This window comes from Sinomonas sp. RB5 (genome assembly GCF_054063535.1).
On record NZ_JBSSGJ010000020.1, the window covers coordinates 19300 to 36795 of the forward strand.

23 protein-coding genes are annotated in these 17496 nt (G+C 67.4%); 11 read left to right on the top strand and 12 right to left on the bottom strand.

The window, feature by feature from the left end:
• The first annotated feature begins 107 nt into the window (after positions 1-107).
• Positions 108-782: a recombinase family protein gene (locus ACVWWH_RS18260; RefSeq protein WP_457317526.1), complete on the top strand. Its 675-nt coding sequence runs from the start codon at positions 108-110 to the stop codon at positions 780-782.
• A 34-nt stretch (positions 783-816) separates the two neighbouring features.
• Here ACVWWH_RS18260 and ACVWWH_RS18265 read toward each other — a convergent pair whose 3' ends face one another.
• On the bottom strand, positions 817-1557 hold the full coding sequence (locus ACVWWH_RS18265) for a sortase domain-containing protein (RefSeq protein ID WP_457317527.1): 741 nt from the start codon (positions 1555-1557) through the stop codon (positions 817-819).
• 94 nt (positions 1558-1651) lie between these two features.
• Positions 1652-2593 (bottom strand): hypothetical protein, encoded by a 942-nt coding sequence (locus tag ACVWWH_RS18270; protein WP_457317528.1) that lies wholly within the window; start codon positions 2591-2593, stop codon positions 1652-1654.
• Positions 2594-2987: 394 nt separating this feature from the next.
• Between ACVWWH_RS18270 and ACVWWH_RS18275 the strand changes: the two genes are divergently transcribed.
• A complete protein-coding gene (locus ACVWWH_RS18275; RefSeq protein ID WP_457317529.1) occupies positions 2988-3191 on the top strand; it encodes a cold-shock protein in 204 nt (67 codons plus the stop codon).
• Between the two features lie 335 nt (positions 3192-3526).
• On the opposite strand, the gene ACVWWH_RS18280 is transcribed toward ACVWWH_RS18275, so the two are convergent.
• The 5 genes from ACVWWH_RS18280 to ACVWWH_RS18300 form a co-directional block, all read right to left on the bottom strand.
• Positions 3527-3727 (bottom strand): hypothetical protein, encoded by a 201-nt coding sequence (locus ACVWWH_RS18280; protein ID WP_457317530.1) that lies wholly within the window; start codon positions 3725-3727, stop codon positions 3527-3529.
• 17 nt (positions 3728-3744) lie between these two features.
• Entirely contained in the window at positions 3745-3927 is a 183-nt protein-coding gene (locus ACVWWH_RS18285; protein ID WP_457317531.1) for a hypothetical protein, read from the bottom strand.
• Positions 3924-4070, bottom strand: a complete 147-nt coding sequence (locus ACVWWH_RS18290) for a hypothetical protein (protein WP_457317532.1) — start codon at positions 4068-4070, stop codon at positions 3924-3926. Before ACVWWH_RS18290 ends, ACVWWH_RS18285 begins: the two co-directional genes overlap by 4 nt.
• A gap of 52 nt (positions 4071-4122) precedes the next feature.
• Positions 4123-4347 carry a hypothetical protein gene (locus tag ACVWWH_RS18295; RefSeq protein ID WP_457317533.1) on the bottom strand — a complete coding sequence of 75 codons (225 nt, stop codon included), beginning with the start codon at positions 4345-4347 and terminating at the stop codon, positions 4123-4125.
• Positions 4348-4441: 94 nt separating this feature from the next.
• On the bottom strand, positions 4442-4648 hold the full coding sequence (locus tag ACVWWH_RS18300; RefSeq protein ID WP_457317534.1) for a hypothetical protein: 207 nt from the start codon (positions 4646-4648) through the stop codon (positions 4442-4444).
• A 3-nt stretch (positions 4649-4651) separates the two neighbouring features.
• Between ACVWWH_RS18300 and ACVWWH_RS18305 the strand changes: the two genes are divergently transcribed.
• On the top strand, positions 4652-5344 hold the full coding sequence (locus ACVWWH_RS18305; protein WP_457317535.1) for an HAD domain-containing protein: 693 nt from the start codon (positions 4652-4654) through the stop codon (positions 5342-5344).
• Here the strand turns inward: ACVWWH_RS18305 and ACVWWH_RS18310 are convergent.
• From ACVWWH_RS18310 to ACVWWH_RS18320, 3 genes are all read right to left on the bottom strand, one after another.
• On the bottom strand, positions 5341-6354 hold the full coding sequence (locus ACVWWH_RS18310) for an ATP-dependent DNA ligase (RefSeq protein WP_457317536.1): 1014 nt from the start codon (positions 6352-6354) through the stop codon (positions 5341-5343). The two genes, ACVWWH_RS18305 and ACVWWH_RS18310, sit on opposite strands and share 4 nt — an antisense overlap.
• Positions 6355-6415: 61 nt before the next feature.
• Positions 6416-6676 carry a type II toxin-antitoxin system Phd/YefM family antitoxin gene (locus ACVWWH_RS18315; RefSeq protein WP_457317537.1) on the bottom strand — a complete coding sequence of 87 codons (261 nt, stop codon included), beginning with the start codon at positions 6674-6676 and terminating at the stop codon, positions 6416-6418.
• Entirely contained in the window at positions 6673-7302 is a 630-nt protein-coding gene (locus tag ACVWWH_RS18320; protein ID WP_457317538.1) for a recombinase family protein, read from the bottom strand. Before ACVWWH_RS18320 ends, ACVWWH_RS18315 begins: the two co-directional genes overlap by 4 nt.
• Before the next feature lie 301 nt (positions 7303-7603).
• On the opposite strand from ACVWWH_RS18320, the gene ACVWWH_RS18325 reads away from it, so the two are divergent.
• A complete protein-coding gene (locus tag ACVWWH_RS18325; protein ID WP_457317539.1) occupies positions 7604-7990 on the top strand; it encodes an NUDIX hydrolase in 387 nt (128 codons plus the stop codon).
• Between the two features lie 176 nt (positions 7991-8166).
• Here the strand turns inward: ACVWWH_RS18325 and ACVWWH_RS18330 are convergent, their stop codons facing one another.
• On the bottom strand, positions 8167-8784 hold the full coding sequence (locus ACVWWH_RS18330) for a hypothetical protein (protein ID WP_457317540.1): 618 nt from the start codon (positions 8782-8784) through the stop codon (positions 8167-8169).
• A gap of 39 nt (positions 8785-8823) precedes the next feature.
• Positions 8824-9588: a hypothetical protein gene (locus tag ACVWWH_RS18335; RefSeq protein WP_457317541.1), complete on the bottom strand. Its 765-nt coding sequence runs from the start codon at positions 9586-9588 to the stop codon at positions 8824-8826.
• 110 nt (positions 9589-9698) lie between these two features.
• Between ACVWWH_RS18335 and ACVWWH_RS18340 the strand changes: the two genes are divergently transcribed.
• The 7 genes from ACVWWH_RS18340 (at position 9699) to ACVWWH_RS18370 (ending at position 17473) form a co-directional block, all read left to right on the top strand.
• A complete protein-coding gene (locus ACVWWH_RS18340) occupies positions 9699-10091 on the top strand; it encodes a metallophosphoesterase family protein (protein WP_457317542.1) in 393 nt (130 codons plus the stop codon).
• A gap of 8 nt (positions 10092-10099) precedes the next feature.
• Complete coding sequence (locus ACVWWH_RS18345; protein WP_457317543.1) at positions 10100-10477, top strand: hypothetical protein; 378 nt, start codon at positions 10100-10102, stop codon at positions 10475-10477.
• Positions 10478-10607: 130 nt separating this feature from the next.
• Positions 10608-10805: a hypothetical protein gene (locus ACVWWH_RS18350; protein ID WP_457317544.1), complete on the top strand. Its 198-nt coding sequence runs from the start codon at positions 10608-10610 to the stop codon at positions 10803-10805.
• A 79-nt stretch (positions 10806-10884) separates the two neighbouring features.
• Positions 10885-11295, top strand: coding sequence for a hypothetical protein (locus ACVWWH_RS18355; protein WP_457317545.1), 411 nt, complete (start codon positions 10885-10887; stop codon positions 11293-11295).
• Between the two features lie 449 nt (positions 11296-11744).
• Complete coding sequence (gene hsdR / locus ACVWWH_RS18360) at positions 11745-14114, top strand: EcoAI/FtnUII family type I restriction enzme subunit R (RefSeq protein ID WP_457317546.1); 2370 nt, start codon at positions 11745-11747, stop codon at positions 14112-14114.
• A 9-nt stretch (positions 14115-14123) separates the two neighbouring features.
• The gene (locus ACVWWH_RS18365; RefSeq protein WP_457317547.1) at positions 14124-15575 is read left to right on the top strand and encodes an N-6 DNA methylase; all 1452 of its coding nucleotides are present in this window, start codon (positions 14124-14126) and stop codon (positions 15573-15575) included.
• Entirely contained in the window at positions 15572-17473 is a 1902-nt protein-coding gene (locus ACVWWH_RS18370) for a restriction endonuclease subunit S (RefSeq protein ID WP_457317548.1), read from the top strand. The genes ACVWWH_RS18365 and ACVWWH_RS18370 overlap by 4 nt, the downstream gene beginning before the upstream one ends.
• Positions 17474-17496 lie beyond the last annotated feature (23 nt).

Sequence of the window (17496 nt, forward strand, 5' to 3'; positions counted from 1 at the left end):
AAATGTCGGCTGTGACTCTTACTCTGTCTCGCGGACGGCGTCTCGCCGTACCGTCTCGCTCTCCCTTAAGGAGACAGGAGGCGTTTGACGAGGGGGAAGGAGGCTCTGTGAGGCTCGGGTACGTAAGGGTCAGCACCAGCGACCAGAAGGCCAGCTTGCAGGTCGAAGCCCTCGTCGCGGCGGGGGTCGCCGAGGACAAGATCTTCATCGACCAGATGTCTGGGGCGAAGTCCGCCAACGAGCGCCCGGCGATGGCCGAGCTCCTCAAGTACGCCCGTGACGGCGACCAGCTACTTGTCTGGCGCATAGATCGGCTCGGCAGGTCGCTCGTCGACGTCGTGAACACGGTCAACGCGATCCAGGCCCAGGGCGTGAGCCTGTACTCGATCATGGACGGCGTCGACCCCTCCACTGCGCACGGTCGGCTGCAGCTGGCCCTTTTCGCGTCCTTGGCCGAGTACGAGCGTGAGCTCATCAACGAGCGCGTCCGTGCCGGGGTGATGGCCGCCAAGGAGCGCGGGGTGAAGTTCGGCAGGCAGCCGCCCAAACCCGAGACCGTCGAGACGAAGCTGCGCCTCGCCCGCCGGCTCATCTCGGAGGACGGCCTGACCGTCGCTGACGCCGCGGAGGTGGTCGGGTGGTCGCGGCCGACCCTGTACCGGTACCTGAAGCAGTTCGGCGCGGAGCACACCGAGCCGGTCACCATGGGCAGGGCCACGACCCGTGCCTCCCGCGGCCGTTCCCGGTACGGGCAGCCCAAAGTGCTCCCTCCCCGGGGGTAGGGCCGCGGCGCCCGTCAGACGGGGCATCGGCACGTCAGGACAGGGGGTCGGCGGTGATGACGGTGTTCTTCCCCCACGGGTCGCTGAAGTCGCAGGTGATGAGGATGACCCGGTCCGGTGCGACAGCCCAGATGGGTGAGGCGGCGAGTTCGGCCTTGCCGATCTCCTGGACGCTGACGACCCGGTAGCGGAGTGTGCCGGTCGTCGTGGTGAGGGTGAAGGCGTCGCCGGGTTTGGCCTTCTCGCCGATGTGGTTGAAGGGGGCGTCGGTCCCGACCCAGCGGTGCGCGACGATGTAGGTCGTGTCCGTGGACCCTGCCCCGGGCTGGCCGTAGTTGGTGAGCCAGTAGGCGTCCTTCGTCTCCGGCGGCTCGAGCGCGTGAGCGGCAAGGTCCGCCGCCGTCGGAGTCAGGGCGTGCACTGCCGCGGACGCCCCGGCGGCCGGGTAGTCGAGGCGCTCCGGGGCGGCGGCCGCGGGCGGCTGCTGGACCTCGGCCGTGGGAGGGGCGCCGGCAGGACGGGCGCTGGGCGGCGGCGGGCTGGGTGCCGGCCCTGGAGGTGGAGCGGATGCGGTGCCCGGGACACCTGGGGCATCGGTGCCGTGAGGAGGGGTTGGTGCGAGTGCGGCTGCTCCCGCGACGAGGGCTGCCGCCAGGGCTGCCGTCGCCGCGGCGCCGACGACGACGGCAGTTGTCCTGCGGGCGCGGTGGCGGGGACCAGGATGGCCTGCGCCGGGCGGCGGCCCGTCCCCGCCGGAAGGCCTGCTCTGGGTCATGGCCTCGGCTCCGTGATGCTGGTGGCGTCGTGGATGGTTCCGGGTGGGCGCCGCCGCCCGTTGCTGGGGAGCCGGGCGGCGGCGGGTCGGGGGTCTAGGCGCGGCGGCGCGGGCGGCGGAACGGGCGCGAGGCGACGGCGGCCATGGCGAGCCCGAGGAGGCCTGTGATCACGCTCCAGGGCGCCAGGGCAGGCTGGTCGGGGCCGTCCGCGCCAGCGTCGACGGCGGTCTGCACCGCGAGGCCACGGCCTACGGCGGGGGCCGGTGCTGCGGGGGGTGCGACGCTTGGCGCACCCGGGGCGACCATCGAGCCGCCGCCTGTGGCGCGGGCCGGTGCCGCGGTCACGACGGTCGTCGCGCCGGTGACAACCGCCGATCCGCCGCCGCGTGCGGCGCTGCCGGACGTCCCGATGGGCGGCTGCCCATGCTGGGTCCCTCCGGTGCCGGAGCCCCCGCAGCCGCAATGGTCCGAGCCGCCGCCGCAGCTGGCGGGAAGTGGCCCGTTGTCAGGGACGACTACGGGCTCGGTCGGTCCGAAGTTGGCGCCCCCGTACCTCAGGACGATGCCCACCTTCGTGCCGGCCGGCTGGCAGGTGTAGTCGAGGGACCACGTCCTCATGTCATACGTGGTGACCCAGCTGGGCGCCGACAGGCGTTGGCCGCTCGCGGTGAAGCAGGGGGTCGTCATCTTGGTGGTCTTGCTCTGGGACGTCGTGGTGGCCCAGGTGTTCATCGGCGGGGAGGTGTGCACGGTGCTGCCGATCGTCACCTGGCTCAGCGCGGGCTTGGTCTTCCAGGGTGCGTACGAGTCCGATGCGCAGCTGGGGTTGGCGTAGGTGGCTGTGTAGCCGATTGCGCTGACGATGACGATCTTGCCGGATCCGCCGACCGCCCCGGGGACGACCGAAAACGCGGAGGGCAGCCTCAGCGGGAGGGCATTGGCCGCGCCCGCCCCGGTGATGATGCTGGTCGTGAGCAGTGCTGCACCGAGTGCCGCCGAGGCCCACTTCCTGATGGTTGGAATGCTGTGGCCCATGGGGTCCCCCAATGGTCTTCCTTAGTTGCCCGAGCTAACTGCTCGATCGCGCCAAGGTAGGACCGTGTGCAGAAGCGGGACAAGGGGCCGCGGGAGCTCCGTTTTCGGCTGCGAAAAGGTCAGATCCTTGCGTTGTCATACCGCCCGCACACGTCTGGGCGCGCCGCCGCTGGGGTGCGGCCGGCCTGCCACCTTCGGGAGGCGGGAATCATTCGAGCTGCCTTACGGGAATTGTCCAGCAGCTGGAATAAAGCTCGCGCCTTCGTCGCGGTCGACGGAGAGCCACGGCTGCCTTGTTCTGCCCGTGGTCTTGCACACATAGGATGGCGCGCATGGACGGTGCGGGATCCGGCCGGAGTGCGGCCACGGCATCGTCCGCAGGAAGGCAGCACCGATGGCAACAGGCACCGTGAAGTGGTTCAACTCCGAGAAGGGCTACGGGTTCATCCAGCCCGAGGACGGCTCGGCGGACCTCTTCGCCCACTACTCCGAGATCGAGGGCCGCGGCTTCAAGAACCTTGAAGAGGGCCAGAAGGTCGAATACCAGGTCGGGCAGGGCCAGAAGGGCCCGCAGGCGCAGCAGATCCGCCCACTCTGACAGGCGCCCGCCCCGCCATCGCAGCCGAGGATCATCCCGAGGATGCTTGGTGACAAGCTCTACAGAGGGCGCGGGTCCGAGCGGTTCGACAAACGCGACAGTCGAAACAGGCCGATCCCCCGCACCTTCGCGGTCCCCGGCGGAGCGGTGCGGCACCTGAGGGCTGCGCTCGAGGAGGACCGGGAGGCCCGGAGAGTGGTCGAGCGAGAGCGCCTGGTGCGTCCGTGCCGTGGCCGCGGCTGTCGCCACCGCCCGGAGCCGCGGCCCGCTGCCCGTTCCCCCCGAAGCGGCTCCCCAACAAGCTTCGCCGGAAGAGGTTCACGGCGGCGGCTCGGTCAGCTCTGCGGGTCGCCGTCGTGCGCCCGACGCTCGGCGACCGCCCGTTGGGCACGGACGAGAATCGCCTCCACGGCGCGGTCGGCTTGTTCGGGAGTGAGGTCAAGATCCTTCCCTACGAGCGACCCGCCACCCATGTTGATGTAGAGGTCCGTGTAGGTGCGTCTTGAGCGCTTCGGGGTCTTTCTGTCCTTGGCCATCTGCCTCCCTCCACCGACTACTCCTTGAAGTGGGCGTCGAACCAGTCCAGGAAATCGGAGACCGTCCCGACCTTCTTGATGCGCTCGTGGATGGCCCGCTGGTCATGGCCGGGGAGGAAGTCCCTGGAGCTCGGCTGACCGCATCCGCAACGGCAAAGGTGCTCCTCGCGGCGGTCCCCAGCTGGCCTTGGCGTCGTCACAGCTGCTCCTCGGGCCACGGGTACAGGGACGGCAGCCGGGTGAAGGTGCCCAGGCAGCCGTGTTCGTCGACGAGCAGTGCGCTGTGCTCGTGTGATCCGGTGGCGTGCGGGATCACAACCCGATCCGCGGTGTCTTCGGCCATGGGGTGAACGCTACACGGGGCGGGAGACGACTCACAGAGGGGGCAATGACTCCTACTCGATCCGGTAGACCTCGTACTCGTCGAGCTCGATGAGGCGGCGTTCCCCCACGGGCGAGACCGCCCAGAACAGCCCCATTGCCGGGTGGGTGTCGACGACGTGCCCGGCGAACCGGCGGACGCCGTTCACCCGGGTCTCGATCTCCATGCCGGGGCGGACCTCCCAGGCCTCCGTGACGTGTTCGATGGCCGGCGGTGCCGGAGTGGTCTCAGTGCTCATCGTGCTCTCCCTTCGTGGGTGTCTCCGCATAGGATCTACCCGCCGGTAGGGTCGGGGGATCTGAAGGATCGGTGAACACTCCGCGAACGGCCGTTCAGTGCGCTTGGCCCGGGGTGCGCCAGGCGGGGAGGGCGACGCCGCGCTCGGCAGCTAGCTGCTCGACGTAGGACCGGCTCAGGTACCACCGGCCGTTCTTCTGGTCGGGGCGCTGCACCGCCCCGGAGGGCCGCTCCTGACGCAGTTGTGCCCGCAGCGCCCTGTCGCTCATGCCGAGAAGGCCCGCTGCCTCGACCGCAGTCACCGTGTGTTCCCCCACGACCCCATCATCGCCGCCTCAGCCCTGTGGAGCCCGGTCGGCGCGCCCGCGCTCATGGTGGACATGACACCGCTGCGCAATGAGGCGCCGGAGATACTGGTTGGGCGGCGGGCGCGGTTCGTACGAAACACACGGGAGATGAACCAAGCCGTGCTCAAAATCAACCTGTACCTGAACGTCGATGGCGTGCTCATCGCCGGCCGTGTAGGCCGACGCCCCGAGGGAGTGGAGTCGCTGTGGCCAGGCGGCTATGTGGTCGCCCACCCCTACGTGTGGACTCAGGTTTCCCCCGCCATGATCGAAGCCTTGAACGTGCTCATTGCCCGGCACAGCATTGCGGGGTGTTGGACCACCTCATGGGAGCGCAAGGCGCCGGCCTTCGGTGAGCAAACCGGTCTGACCGGGTCGGGGGAGTGGCCCGTCCTTGAGGTCAATGAGCCGGTATGGACGGAGTGGTCGAAGGCCGCCGCGGTCAGGAACCACATCGCTGCCACCGGGCCCGACGCCGCCGTGTGGATCGACGACCACCTCGGCGTCCAACCCGAGGCCCGCGAGTGGGCGGAGGCCTCCGGCATCCTCACGATCGCACCGGATCCGGTCCACGGGATCGAGCCGAGACATCTCGAGGCCATCGAGCAGTACGTCGCGGGGCTGCGCCGGCTCACCCAACCCAAGGGCTAGTCCGTCTTAGGCCGCCCCAGCACGCTCCCTGAGACCGTCTGGGGGAGAACGTCTGGCCTGAACCGGACGAGCCTCAACGAATGCCTGAAGGAGCCGTAAGAACGCGCGGCATCGGCCGACACTTCGACGACACTCGGCTCGACGAGGGTCAGGTGGACCGGCCCGCGGTCCTTCGCGAACCGGTCGATGCGGGAGGCAGGGATCTCCTCAGGCCATGGGTGCGTTCCCTGAGGCTCGTGCAGGATCGTCGCGGCCTGGCTCACCTGGAGGCTGCCCAAGGCTGTGGTTCGCCCCACGATGCGCAGCTGGCCCGTCTCATCAGGCCACCCCAGCACGAGCTGGGAGGGGTGGCTGATAGGACCGATCACCGCCCCGCAGACCAGGTCGATTGTCTCGCGGCGCTTCACCTTCAGCCACGCTCTGCGGCCCCCTTCGTACTGGCCGGAGACGGGCTTGAGGACCAGCCCCTCGATCCCGGTGTGAGCCTGCTCGTCCCACCATTGCCGCGCGACGGCCGGGTCGGCGGTGGCGGGGGAGAGGGCCAGTGGCGGGTCGAACCCCTCGGCGAGCTGCTCGAGAAGGACGCGGCGGTCCCTCAGGGGCAGGCCGCGCACGTCGCGTCCGAGGACGGCGAGCACGTCGAAGACCACGAAGGATGCGGGCGCCTCCCGTGCGAGCCTGGCAGCGAGGGCGACGCCGACGCCCAGGCGTCGCTGGAGTGCGTCGAAGTCGAGCCTGCCGTCGTTCCAGATGACCGCCTCGCCGTCGAGCACGCACCCGTCCGGAACGTCACGGTGCAGGGCCTCGCCCAGTTCAGGGAATCCGGGGGTGAGGTCGGCGCCGTTCCGGGAGAAGATGCGCACCCGACCGTGTTCGACGACGGCGCACACGCGGTAGCCGTCCCATTTGGGCTCCGCGAGCCAGCCAGCGCTGCGGGGGATCGTCGGCACTGACTTAGCGAGGGCGAGCTCGAAGGCACCGCCCAGAGCGTCTGCGCGACCGGCTGGCATGACCCAACACTAGGCCGGTCGGACTAGTCCCTAGGGCGTGGTGCTCCATGGGGCTGGGCGGTCACTCCAACCGTTGGTTGAGTTCCGCGGACTTCTCCGCGACGCGCTTGGCGGCTTCCTCGACCCGGCCTTTGTCGCCGAGTTCCTGGTGGGCTGGCGTTCTGCCGGCGGCGAGGAGCAGCTCGTTGTAGTCCTCGAGGGCGATCAGCACGGCGACCCGGCGCCCGTCGCGGGCGAGCCACACCGGCTGGTGGGTGGCGCAGACGCTATCCACGAGTTCTTCAAGCACCTCGCCTGCCTTGCTGACGTCCGCCTCCCTCACGGAGCCAGACTGCCGGAGTCGGGTCCCGTTGCCAAGACCGGGGCGGCGGTCTCCTTCAGGGCCCGGTACAGGGTGGAGCGGTCGATGCCGAACCGTCGGGCGACCTCCGCCTTGGGTACGCCCAGGGCGATCTGCTCGCGGATCTCGGCGACCTGGTCGTCCTTAAGGGCGCGGGCCCGGCCCTTGTAGACGCCGCGGGCCTTGGCGGCCTTGATCCCGTCTGCCTGGCGCTCCCGGATGATGGCCCGCTCGAGCTCGGCGACGGCCCCGAGCATGGAGAGCTGGAAGTCTGCGTACTTGTCGGAGCCGCCCGGCTCGAAGGTCAGCCGCTCCTTCACGAACGAGACGGTGACCCCCTTGCCGACGAGCTCGTCGACGATCTGCCGGAGGTCGACGAGGGACCTGGCGAGCCGGTCCATGGACACTGCCACGACGCGGTCGCCGGCCCGCACGTAGGCGATCATCTCCGCCAGGGCGGTCCGGCCGGCACGGGAGCCGCCGGAGACCTTTTCCTCGAACGTGCGGTCCACGTGGCCGACGAGCTCGATCTGGCGCGCGAGGGACTGGTCTTGCGATGAGACGCGGAGGTAGGCGACGGTCTGGCCGCTGGGAGAGTGTTGCACCATGTCTAGACTTTACCACCGATCTGTGGCAGAAACCCGGAAACAACCCTATTGCCGCGCGCAATGATGGGGTTCCGGGGTGTGGTGCAGGGGTACACCCCAACGGACATCATCGGCCCTAGTCGTCGGCTGCCGACACCGAGATGAGGTGAACAGGGCCCGGCCCATGCGCTGATCGAGCTCTCATTGCGTCTGGCAGTAGGCCGCCCGCCCACGTCATCTGCTGGACCGGCAAGACACGATCAGCATTGGCAACGGTGTTGTCGCCGTCCCGGTCGTGCCGTTCCGCGTCGCGCCGTATCTTATGAGGCTTGTCCGCCAGTACCGGTACGCGGTCCGCCAGTTCAGCCGGGGGCTGCCCCATGGCAGTAGCGACGACCTCAGCGTCGGGGAGGCCGCCCGCGAGCTCGTGGAGGAGACCGGCCTGGCCGTCGCGTCCAGCGAGCTGCTCGGCATCCTGCGCCCCGACACGGGCATCCTCACCACCGAGGTCGCGGTCTGGTTCACCCGTGCACCGCACGCCGACGAGCTCCCCACCCACCAGGAGGCCGAGACCGGCGCTGTCCTGCAGTGGTACAGCCTCGGAGAGGTCCAGGGCCTTATCCGCTCCGGGGCCATCACGTGCGGCATCACCCTCGCCGCCCCTTCGGGGGGCGTCCTGCGCCGGCCCTCGGGCAAGGTCCCCGCCTGACCCCAGCCCCCTGACAGGGGGGAAGCCCCGGACCGCACACGCGATCCGGGCCCTCAACACATCTGGTCAGAACAGGGTGGGCCGGTCAGCGTCCCACGGCTCGCCGAGCTCGGCCAGGACATCCTCGATGGACGTCTGCCCCTCGAGCACCGCGGTTTCCTCCACGGCACATGAGCCTAGAGGTGGGCATCCTCAGGAGCGACAGGCTCGCCGGACCCGGTCGCATCAGTCGGCAGCACTGAGGTTGGCCGCCGAAACGTCAGCCTGCGCCGGATCCACGATCGAATCGTCTCCAGCAGACTGGAGTACGGAATATCCGGCTTCTGCTCGGGCATCGCCGCAGGGAGGAAGAGCCCCAGCACAATGAGGGCCCCTCCCAAGAGCCAATCCTCCGGGGTGCCGACCTCTCCGTGGAAGTTGATGTATGCGAAGGGCACTGTGAACCAGAGAGTGGGCAGGCCTGACAGCACAGCGAGCTTTGCGGACCCACGGCGCCACGTGTGGGTACGGGCCACGAACTGGAGCAGGTAAGCGCGCCCGAAAGTGACTGTCGACCCTATTCCCAAAAACAGAGCTGCTTCAGCTGTCCTAATCAGGTCCGCCTGCGTGGGCTCACCCGGCTTGGGAGGGGGCTCCGGCGATGTGGAAGCCAGTAATAGGACGGTGAGGGTGGCGGCGCCTGCCACGAGAATGCTCAGGTAGTACACCAACCTGACGGCCACGTGAGCCCCCCGGTCCTCATCGTCGTCATCTCCCCGGGCCTTGGCCTCTTCCTGCGCGCTTATGCTCGCCACGTCACCCTCTCGTCGGCTCCGTTCGGAGTGTATCGGCGATCAGATACCCGACCGGTAGATGGTCTCGCGTGCCGCGGCAGCGGTCTTCTCCAGCGTCTGCAGAGCATCGCCCAGGTCCTCCGGAGCCGCTGCCTGCACCGCCCCGGCCGCCAGGGCGACCATCTCCCTGGCCTCGGCGACCGCCGCCTCTCGGCGCGCGGCGGCCGGCTGCAGGGTGAACACCGACGGGTCCAGGACCTCGATCGGCGGCCAGTCACGGATCCGGTCGACGGAGAGGCTGTCACCGCGGGAGACCGCGACCTCCACCGCGGCGGCGACGGCGCGCACACGGTCCAGGCCGCTCAGGTAGGACGCCTGTTCCAGGTCCTCACCGGCCCAGGTCAGGCGCGGGTCCAGGATGCTGCTCCCGTGGTTGTCACCCAGCCCGAACGTCATCACCTGGTAGACCGGCTCGCCAGCGGCCTGCCACATCTGCCCGTCGATCAGGACACGGCCGCGGACCCGCTCGACCGCAGCCCCGATGGCCTCGGACGCGGTGCGGGACCACTGGGCGTCCACCGTCATGGAATCCGGCAGGGCCTCCTCGTCCGCGGGCCGGTAGAAGACGCCGTCGGCCTGGCGCAGCTCCACGGGGCGGCCGCTGCGCAGGTGCACCCGGGCTACGACCGGCGCCTCCGCGCCCGTGTATGAGCGGACCTGGACGCTGTGCTCGAACGTCCGCGGCACCGGGCGCGGGTTGCGGCAGCGGGGCGGAACGCCCAGGGGAGCGAACGTGGTCTTGGCGGGGATCCTCATCGTTTCCATGCCCTCTATGTGTGCGGAACGCCCCGCCCAAGTGCGCACGCCCGTGCCCCCGCGCCTACGCATGGCCGGGGGCAGGAGCACCACACGGACAACCGGGGGAGAGAAGCACCATGAAGATCGCGGTAGCGGGGGACTGGCACGGGCACGGCCGCTGGGCCAGGGCGGCGGTGGGCGCGGCCGCCGACGCAGGCGCCGAGGCGATGATCCATGTCGGCGACCTCGGCGCCTTCTGGGGAGACGACTGGATCCACGACCTGCCAGAACTCGGCGTGAGCGGGTTCACCGGTGTGCTCGCCGACGCCGTCGCCGCAGCGGGCATCCCCTTCTACTTCGTCGACGGCAACCACGACGACCACGAGAACCTCGCCCTCCTGCCCCGCAGCAGCGCTGGCCTCGCCGAAGCCCACGGCCTCACCTACCTTCCCCGCGGCTCCCGGCTCGAGCTCGGCGGGCGCACCTTCGGTGCCCTCGGGGGGCGTTCTCCATCAACCGGGCGCACCTGATCCGGGGCGTGGACTGGTGGCCGCAGGAGGAGATCACCCTCGGCGACGTCGGCCGCCTCGGCGACGCGCCCCTGGACGTCCTCATCGCGCACGAGGTCCCGTACCGGGTGGCGATGAGCTCGACCATGAAGCTGCACCCCGCCCTGGTCGCCCAGTCCGGCCATTCCCGGCTCCTGCTCCAGCACGCCGTCGACGTCACCCAGCCCGCGCTGGTGTTCTCCGGGCACTGGCACCAGCGGCACGCCGCCCGCATCCCCGGCACCCGTTCGACCGTGCACGTCCTCGACCTCGAAGGAACCCCCGGGAACACCGTCATGCTCGACACCGACACCCTCGCCGTCGCGCCCCTCCCCGTACCGGCCACGGCATCGGCGAGTGCCCGGTGAACCCCGTAGACGTGATCTCCACCGTCGTCATCGGTGCAGTCCTCGCCTGGACGGCGTTCCTGGTCATCGCCCGACCCCACCCACCACAGGACCCGGCCGGTGACCGGATCCGAGAGACCCGGAGGCCGTGATGGACCTGACCGAGACCGAGGTCGCCGTCGCCCGCGAGCTCGCCCGCCACTTCGTCGACGCGAAGAACAGCACCCTGCTGGTCACCGCGTGCCGATGCGGGCACCGGGTCGGCCTCGAGGAAGGCTGGTCCGAACACATCGCCGTCGCGGTGACAGCGGCCGCAACAGCCGAGAGGCCCCTCGCCGCGGCCGCCTGACCACCCACCGGACCTGCGACCCCCGGCGCGGATTGGACATGTACAATCCGACCGGAAGCCAACCACCACAGGGGGACCCTTGAAGCTCATCCACGCCGCCCTGGCGGCCGCTGCCACCACCGCGCTCCTCACCGGGTGCTCCGCCGCGTCTGCGGCGCCCCCGGCGCCGCCGCAGGACGGCGGCTCCTACCCGTCCCTGGCCGCCCTGAAGGACGCCTACATCAAGGCCGGCGACAGCTGCGAGACCCTCACCCCGACGAACGTCAAGCGCACCGCCGAGTCCGGTCGTTGCGGTGAGGTCTGGCTCGAGACCTACGTCAGCCACGCGGACGCGGCCGCCACCGTGCAGGATTGGAAGGACACCTTCAGCCGGCCCGACTCCCCGAGGGAGACGCCCATGCTGGTCGGCCAGAACTGGATCATCCAGGCGCCGGACGCAGCCCAGCTCCAGACGAAGCTCGGCGGTCAGCTTGTGACCATCGGAGGCTGAGGCCTGGGTCCGGCGCGGCCAGGGGCGAGGCAGACCTGACCCAGTTGGCAGGCCGCTGCCCATACATGGTTCCAACCGGGCCCACGGCCCGGACCGACATGCAGGAGGACCCATGAGCGGTCACGCGGCCCCGTAGCGGTTCCAGGCCTTGGCAGCGTCCGCGCCGGGCTGGTTGTCTACCCGCTGTGCTGGTCGCCGAGGAGATCTGGGAGCACAACGGATTCGTCGGATCGCCAGCACAAGTGCCCGTCGGGGATCGGTCAGGTACGTCAGCTCAGCGTCGGCCGTCGGCAGTCAAGACAGTTGGGCTGGCGAAGCGCGGGCCTCAAATCTCGGCACTACTGAGCTCGAGCACAACCGTGCAAATGAAGACCCCGCGGCCCATGCGCGCCACGGTCCCCGCACAGTTGACCCCCGGTACGCTCTTGACAAGGAGGGCACTGCAAGCCGTGAGTGAATTCGACAAGAAGACGTTGAAAGAGACCGAGATACGTACTCGGTACATCACGCCCGCGATCATTCGTGCCGGCTGGGACCCGAGCACGAACCAGGTGCGCGAGGAGTACACGATGGCCCCGGGCCGGATTATGGTGCGCGGCAAACTACATGCCCGGCAAGCGCCGAAGATCGCGGACTACGTTCTCTTCCTGAAGGCTGGCCTCCCGCTCGCGGTCGTGGAGGCGAAGGACAACAACCACAGTCTCGGCGCGGGCATGCAGCAGGCGCAAGGCTATGCCGACCGGCTCGACGTCCCGTTCATCTTCAGCTCAAACGGCGACGGGTTCCTTTTCCACGACCGCACAGTCACGAGCGGCGCGATCGAGCGCGAGCTGAACCTTAATGAGTTCCCATCCCCAGACGAGCTGCACCAGAGGTGGCTCGCCTGGAAGGGAATGGCCCCCGGAACAGCCGAGACCAATATCGTAGAGCAGGACTACTACTTCCACGGCAAGGAGCTGCGCTACTACCAGCTCCAGGCAGTGAACCGCACAGTCGAGGCCGTTACCCGAGGCCAGAACCGCGCTCTCCTCGTGATGGCGACAGGCACCGGGAAGACCTTCACGGCCTTCCAGATCATCTGGCGTCTGTGGAAGTCGAAGCGAGCGAAGCGGGTGCTGTTCCTCGCCGACCGGAACATCCTGGTCGACCAAGCCCGAGTCAACGACTTCAAGCCCTTCGGCACCGCCATGACGAAAATCACGAACCGCACTGTGGACCCGTCGTTCGAGATCTTCCTCGCGATCTATCAGGCGATCACGGGCACAGAGGACAAGCAAAACATCTTCAAGCAGTTCTCGCCCGGCTTCTTCGACCTCATCGTGGTCGATGAGTGCCACCGGGGCAGCGCCCGCGAGGACGCGCAGTGGCGCGAGGTTCTCGAGTACTTCACGGACTCCGTGCAGGTTGGCCTCACCGCGACGCCGAAGGAGACCGCCGACACGTCGAACATCACGTACTTCGGCGAGCCGGTGTTCACCTATTCACTCAAACAGGGCATAGACGACGGCTATCTTGCCCCGTACAAGGTCGTGCGTGTCGACCTCGACAAAGACCTCCAAGGCTGGCGGCCCGAGGGGGGCAAAGTCGACAAGCATGGCGAGCTGATCGAGGACCGCGTTTACAACCAGCGCGACTTCGACCGGAACCTCGTGCTGGAGAAGCGCACCGAACTAGTCGCGAAGAAGGTGACGCAGTACCTCAAGGGGTCGGGCGACCGGTTCGCGAAGACGATCGTATTCTGCCAAGACATCGACCACGCCGAGCGGATGCGGTCGGCTCTCGCGAACGAGAACACGGAGCTAGTCGCGCAGAACCGCAAGTACATCATGCGGATCACCGGCGACGACGCCGAGGGGAAAGCCGAGCTGGACAACTTCATCGACCCCGAATCCCGCTACCCCGTCATCGCGACGACCAGCGAACTCATGTCCACTGGAGTGGATGCTCAGACCTGCAAGCTCATCGTGCTCGACCAGTCGATCAGCTCGATGACCAAGTTCAAGCAGATCATCGGTCGCGGAACTCGCATCAACGAAGAGCACGACAAGTTCTACTTCACGATCATGGACTTCCGGAAGGTGACCGAGTTGTTCGCCGACCCGGATTTCGACGGCGATCCGGTCGTCGTCTACACCCCCGGGCCGGATGAGCCGCTGGCGCCACCGGAGGACGTTGACCCATCCGATCCCGAGAACCGCGATGACCCACCTGTCATCGATCCTCCCTCCGCCCATGAAGACGCGCCAGGGCGGAGGGTCAAGTACGTGGTGGGCGACGTGCCAGTCACGCTCTTGGCCGAGCGGGTCCAGTACATGCGGCCGGACGGTCGGCTGATCACCGAGAGCCTTACCGACTACACACGCAAGCGAGTTCGCGACGCCTACCCGACGCTTGACACGTTCTTGAGCCGGTGGAAGCAGAGCGAGAGTAAGCAGGCCATCGTTGCCGAGCTTCAAGAGCAGGGCGTGTTTTTCGACGCACTCGCTGAGGAGGTCGGGCGCGACTACAGCCCGTTCGATCTGGTCTGCCACGTCGCGTTCGGCCAGCCCGCACTCACCCGCCGGCAGCGCGCCGAGAACGTGGTCGCGACTGGCTACTGGGCGAAATACTCGTCCAAGGCCCAGGCGACGCTGAAGGCGCTGCTGGACAAGTACGCTGATGAGGGCTTCGAGCCCGACCACGATGCGCGCGTCCTGCGCGTCCGCCCGTTCATTGACATCGGCACTCCGATGGAGATCGTGGTCGAGTTCGGTGGCAAGGCAGGTTTCGATTCGGCCGTCGAGGAACTAGAACAACGCCTCTACGCGGCGGCCCCGTAAGGAGTTCTTTTGAGCACGATCAGTGCCGTCGTGAAGTCGATCCAGGACATCATGCGGCAGGACGCCGGGGTGGACGGCGATGCTCAGCGCATCGGCCAGCTCGCTTGGATGTTCTTCCTCAAGATCTTCGATGACCGAGAAGCCGAGGCCGAGCTGCTCGACGCTGCCTACCGCTCGCCGATCCCGAACGACCTCCGCTGGCGCACCTGGGCCATCCCGAAGGAAGGCATCACCGGCGACGCGTTGCTCGGCTTCGTCAACAACGAACTCTTCCCAGCACTCAAGCGGTTCTCCGAGACTTCCACGACCGGCCGCGCCAACGTCATCGGCAATGTATTCCAGGACGCCTTCAACTACATGAAGAACGGCACTCTGATCCGGCAGGTCATCAACAAGATCAACGAGATCGACTTCAACCGATCCGAGGACCGCCACCTGTTCGGCGACATCTACGAGCAGATTCTCAAAGACCTGCAGAGCGCGGGGAACAGCGGCGAGTACTACACTCCACGCGCCGTGACCCAGTTCATGATCGACATCGCTGCGCCACAGCTCGGCGAGACTGTGCTCGACCCCGCCTGCGGCACAGGCGGGTTCTTGACCGGCGCGATCGAGCACGTCCGCAGGAACCACGTGAAGACCCCCAAAGATGAGAGAACCCTCCAGTCCTCGATCCGTGGCGTTGAGAAGAAACAGCTTCCCCATCTGCTCTGCACGACGAACATGCTGCTGCACGGCATCGACGTACCGACGAACATCGCCCACGACAACACGCTAGCCCGGCCGCTGCGCGACTACACCAGCAAGGACCGCGTCGATGTGGTCCTCACCAATCCGCCGTTCGGCGGCACCGAGGAACCAGGCATCGAGAACAACTTCCCGCAGGCGTACCGCACCCGCGAGACCGCCGACCTCTTCCTGATCCTGATCGAGCACCTGCTCAAGATCGGCGGGCGTGCCGCAGTGGTACTCCCTGATGGCACCCTATTCGGTGACGGCGTCAAGGCGCGCATCAAGGAAAAGCTCCTCACCGACTGCAACCTGCACACCGTCGTGCGACTACCGAAGGGCGTCTTCAACCCGTACACGAGCATCGCCACCAACCTGCTGTTCTTCACCAAGGGCCAGCCGACCAAGGACATCTGGTACTACGAGCATCAGTACCCGGCGGGCTACAAGAACTACTCGAAGACCAAGCCGATCCGCATCGAGGAGTTCGACACCGAGAAGGCATGGTGGGAGGCTCGCGTCGAGTCCGAGGTCGCCTGGAAGGTGTCGGTCGAGGACATCCGCGCAAACAACTGGAACCTCGACGTCGCCAACCCCAACAAGATCGACGCGGAGCACCGCGACCCCGAGGAGTTACTTGAGCAGTACCAGGCGCTCCTCGGCTCAATAGAGAGCACCCGAGCCAGCCTTCGTGACGCCCTGGTGGCCGCGATCGAGGATGCTCTTCAGTGAACCGCGAGACCTTCCTGGAATCCTTCGGCCACATCGCTGATGCCCCCGGCGGGATCGACAAGCTCCGCAGCATGATCCTCGACCTCGCCATGCGCGGCAAGCTGACATCACGCTTGGACGAGGACGAAAACGTCACCGAGTTGCTCGCACGGATTGACGCCGCGCGCGAGGCAAAGATCGCTGCCCGAAAGATGCGCCGCCCAAAGAACCTCGGAAATCCCTCTCCCGCCCAGACTCCACACCCAATCCCGGCGGAGTGGCGTTGGGTCCGGGCCTCAAGGATCGCTCACGTTATCGGAGGTGGCACTCCCAACGCCAACGACCCGGCTAACTTCGAGGAACCCGGCATTCCGTGGATCACTCCCGCAGACATGGCGCGAGGAAAGGTTCGAGGCATCGCACGGGGCAGCCGCGGCCTTAGCGCTCAGGGGCTCGCGACCAGCTCAGCCACACTCTTGCCACCTGGATCACTGGTCTTTTCTAGTCGTGCCCCGATCGGCTACGTCGCGGTCGCACAAAACGAACTGGCGACCAACCAGGGTTTCAAGTCCCTTGTCCCGCACGCGATGGAATGCTCGCCGTTCCTTTACTGGGGGCTCCGCGCATACTGCGGTGCGATCGCGAGCCTTGGCTCCGGGACCACCTTCTCCGAGGTGTCCGGAACAGTAATGGAGTCCGTACCGCTCCCGCTACCACCTCTTGGTGAACAGCGAAGGATCGTCGAACGCATCGAACAGTTGATGGATCTTTGCGATGAGTTGGAGCAACAGCAGGCCGCGCAGGTCGAAGCGCGATCAGCACTCACTGCCTCAACCCTTAACAGGGTCGCCGAGGCAGATTCGGCAACCAACGCGCGCGCCGGGGTCCGAGTTTTCGCCGACCATATCGGCCTGCATCTCGTCCCGGGCGAAGGCGACCTCGCCGCCCTCAACCGTGTCCGTCAGACCATCCTCGATCTCGCCGTCCGGGGCCGCCTCACGCACCAAGACTCCGAAGACGAGCCTGCGACCGAACTCCTCGAACGCATCGCATCCGAGCGCGCAAAGCTCATCCGAACCAAAGCGATCAGGCGGTCGGCGCCCCCAGCGAAGTTGGATCCCGATACTCTGCAGTTTGAAGCGCCAACGGGATGGACGTGGTGCACGCTCGGTGAGTTGCTCATCTCGAACGAGGCCGGATGGAGCCCTGTGTGCCCGGCAGAGCCGCGGTCGAGTCTGGATCAGTGGGGGGTCCTGAAGCTCAGTGCAGTGTCATGGCGCCAGTTCTTTCCCCACGAGCATAAGGTGCTGGCGGCAGGCTTGGCGCCACGTCCTGCAATCGAAGTCCGTGACGGCGATTTCCTTATGTCACGTGCGAACACGGCTGCACTGGTGGGTCGCAGTGTCGTCGTGGATAATCCGCCGCCGAGACTGATGATGTCTGACCTCATCGTCCGTCTTAGGTTCGTGGACCGAGTGACAGCCGAGTATGTGAACGTCCTAAACGGCACGCGCGCAGTCCGGGCCCTATACGCGGCGGTCTCCAAAGGAACGAGCGACACGATGCGCAAACTTTCCCGCGACCAGATCCTCGCGACACCAGTGCCGCTCCCTCCCATAGAAGAGCAAACCCGTATCGTCCGCCGGGTTGCTGAACTGTCCGTGCTCTGCGATCACCTTCAGTCACAATTCACAGCGGCGCGGGCGCTTCGCGCCGATGTCGCGGCGTCGGTTGCCGCTCATGCCGTGAGCGGTACTCCCCCAGCCGAGGAAGACGCTGCCCGCCACTCGTCACAGGAGGTGGGACGACCGGGCAGTGAGCATGTCCCCAAGGGCGACCAGTTCGGCAATCTTCCCAGCGATGACCGCCAGCGAGTCATCCGCGGCGTCGAGCCCGCTCTGGGCGCAGCAGCGGGCTGACCTTCCGGAGGTCGTCGTAGCCC

What these genes read in the sequence shown, in the direction of transcription:
- ACVWWH_RS18335 (WP_457317541.1), bottom strand. Translation starts at nt 9,588, where the DNA reads ATGGAAACGATGAGGATCCCCGCCAAGACCACGTTCGCTCCCCTGGGC.
- ACVWWH_RS18295 (WP_457317533.1), bottom strand. Translation starts at nt 4,347, where the DNA reads ATGAGCACTGAGACCACTCCGGCACCGCCGGCCATCGAACACGTCACG.
- ACVWWH_RS18340 (WP_457317542.1), top strand. Translation starts at nt 9,699, where the DNA reads ATGAAGATCGCGGTAGCGGGGGACTGGCACGGGCACGGCCGCTGGGCC.
- ACVWWH_RS18265 (WP_457317527.1), bottom strand. Translation starts at nt 1,557, where the DNA reads ATGACCCAGAGCAGGCCTTCCGGCGGGGACGGGCCGCCGCCCGGCGCA.
- ACVWWH_RS18280 (WP_457317530.1), bottom strand. Translation starts at nt 3,727, where the DNA reads ATGGCCAAGGACAGAAAGACCCCGAAGCGCTCAAGACGCACCTACACG.
- ACVWWH_RS18325 (WP_457317539.1), top strand. Translation starts at nt 7,604, where the DNA reads ATGAGGCTTGTCCGCCAGTACCGGTACGCGGTCCGCCAGTTCAGCCGG.
- ACVWWH_RS18320 (WP_457317538.1), bottom strand. Translation starts at nt 7,302, where the DNA reads ATGGTGCAACACTCTCCCAGCGGCCAGACCGTCGCCTACCTCCGCGTC.
- ACVWWH_RS18270 (WP_457317528.1), bottom strand. Translation starts at nt 2,593, where the DNA reads ATGGGCCACAGCATTCCAACCATCAGGAAGTGGGCCTCGGCGGCACTC.
- ACVWWH_RS18310 (WP_457317536.1), bottom strand. Translation starts at nt 6,354, where the DNA reads ATGCCAGCCGGTCGCGCAGACGCTCTGGGCGGTGCCTTCGAGCTCGCC.
- ACVWWH_RS18290 (WP_457317532.1), bottom strand. Translation starts at nt 4,070, where the DNA reads ATGGCCGAAGACACCGCGGATCGGGTTGTGATCCCGCACGCCACCGGA.
- ACVWWH_RS18350 (WP_457317544.1), top strand. Translation starts at nt 10,608, where the DNA reads ATGGACCTGACCGAGACCGAGGTCGCCGTCGCCCGCGAGCTCGCCCGC.
- ACVWWH_RS18275 (WP_457317529.1), top strand. Translation starts at nt 2,988, where the DNA reads ATGGCAACAGGCACCGTGAAGTGGTTCAACTCCGAGAAGGGCTACGGG.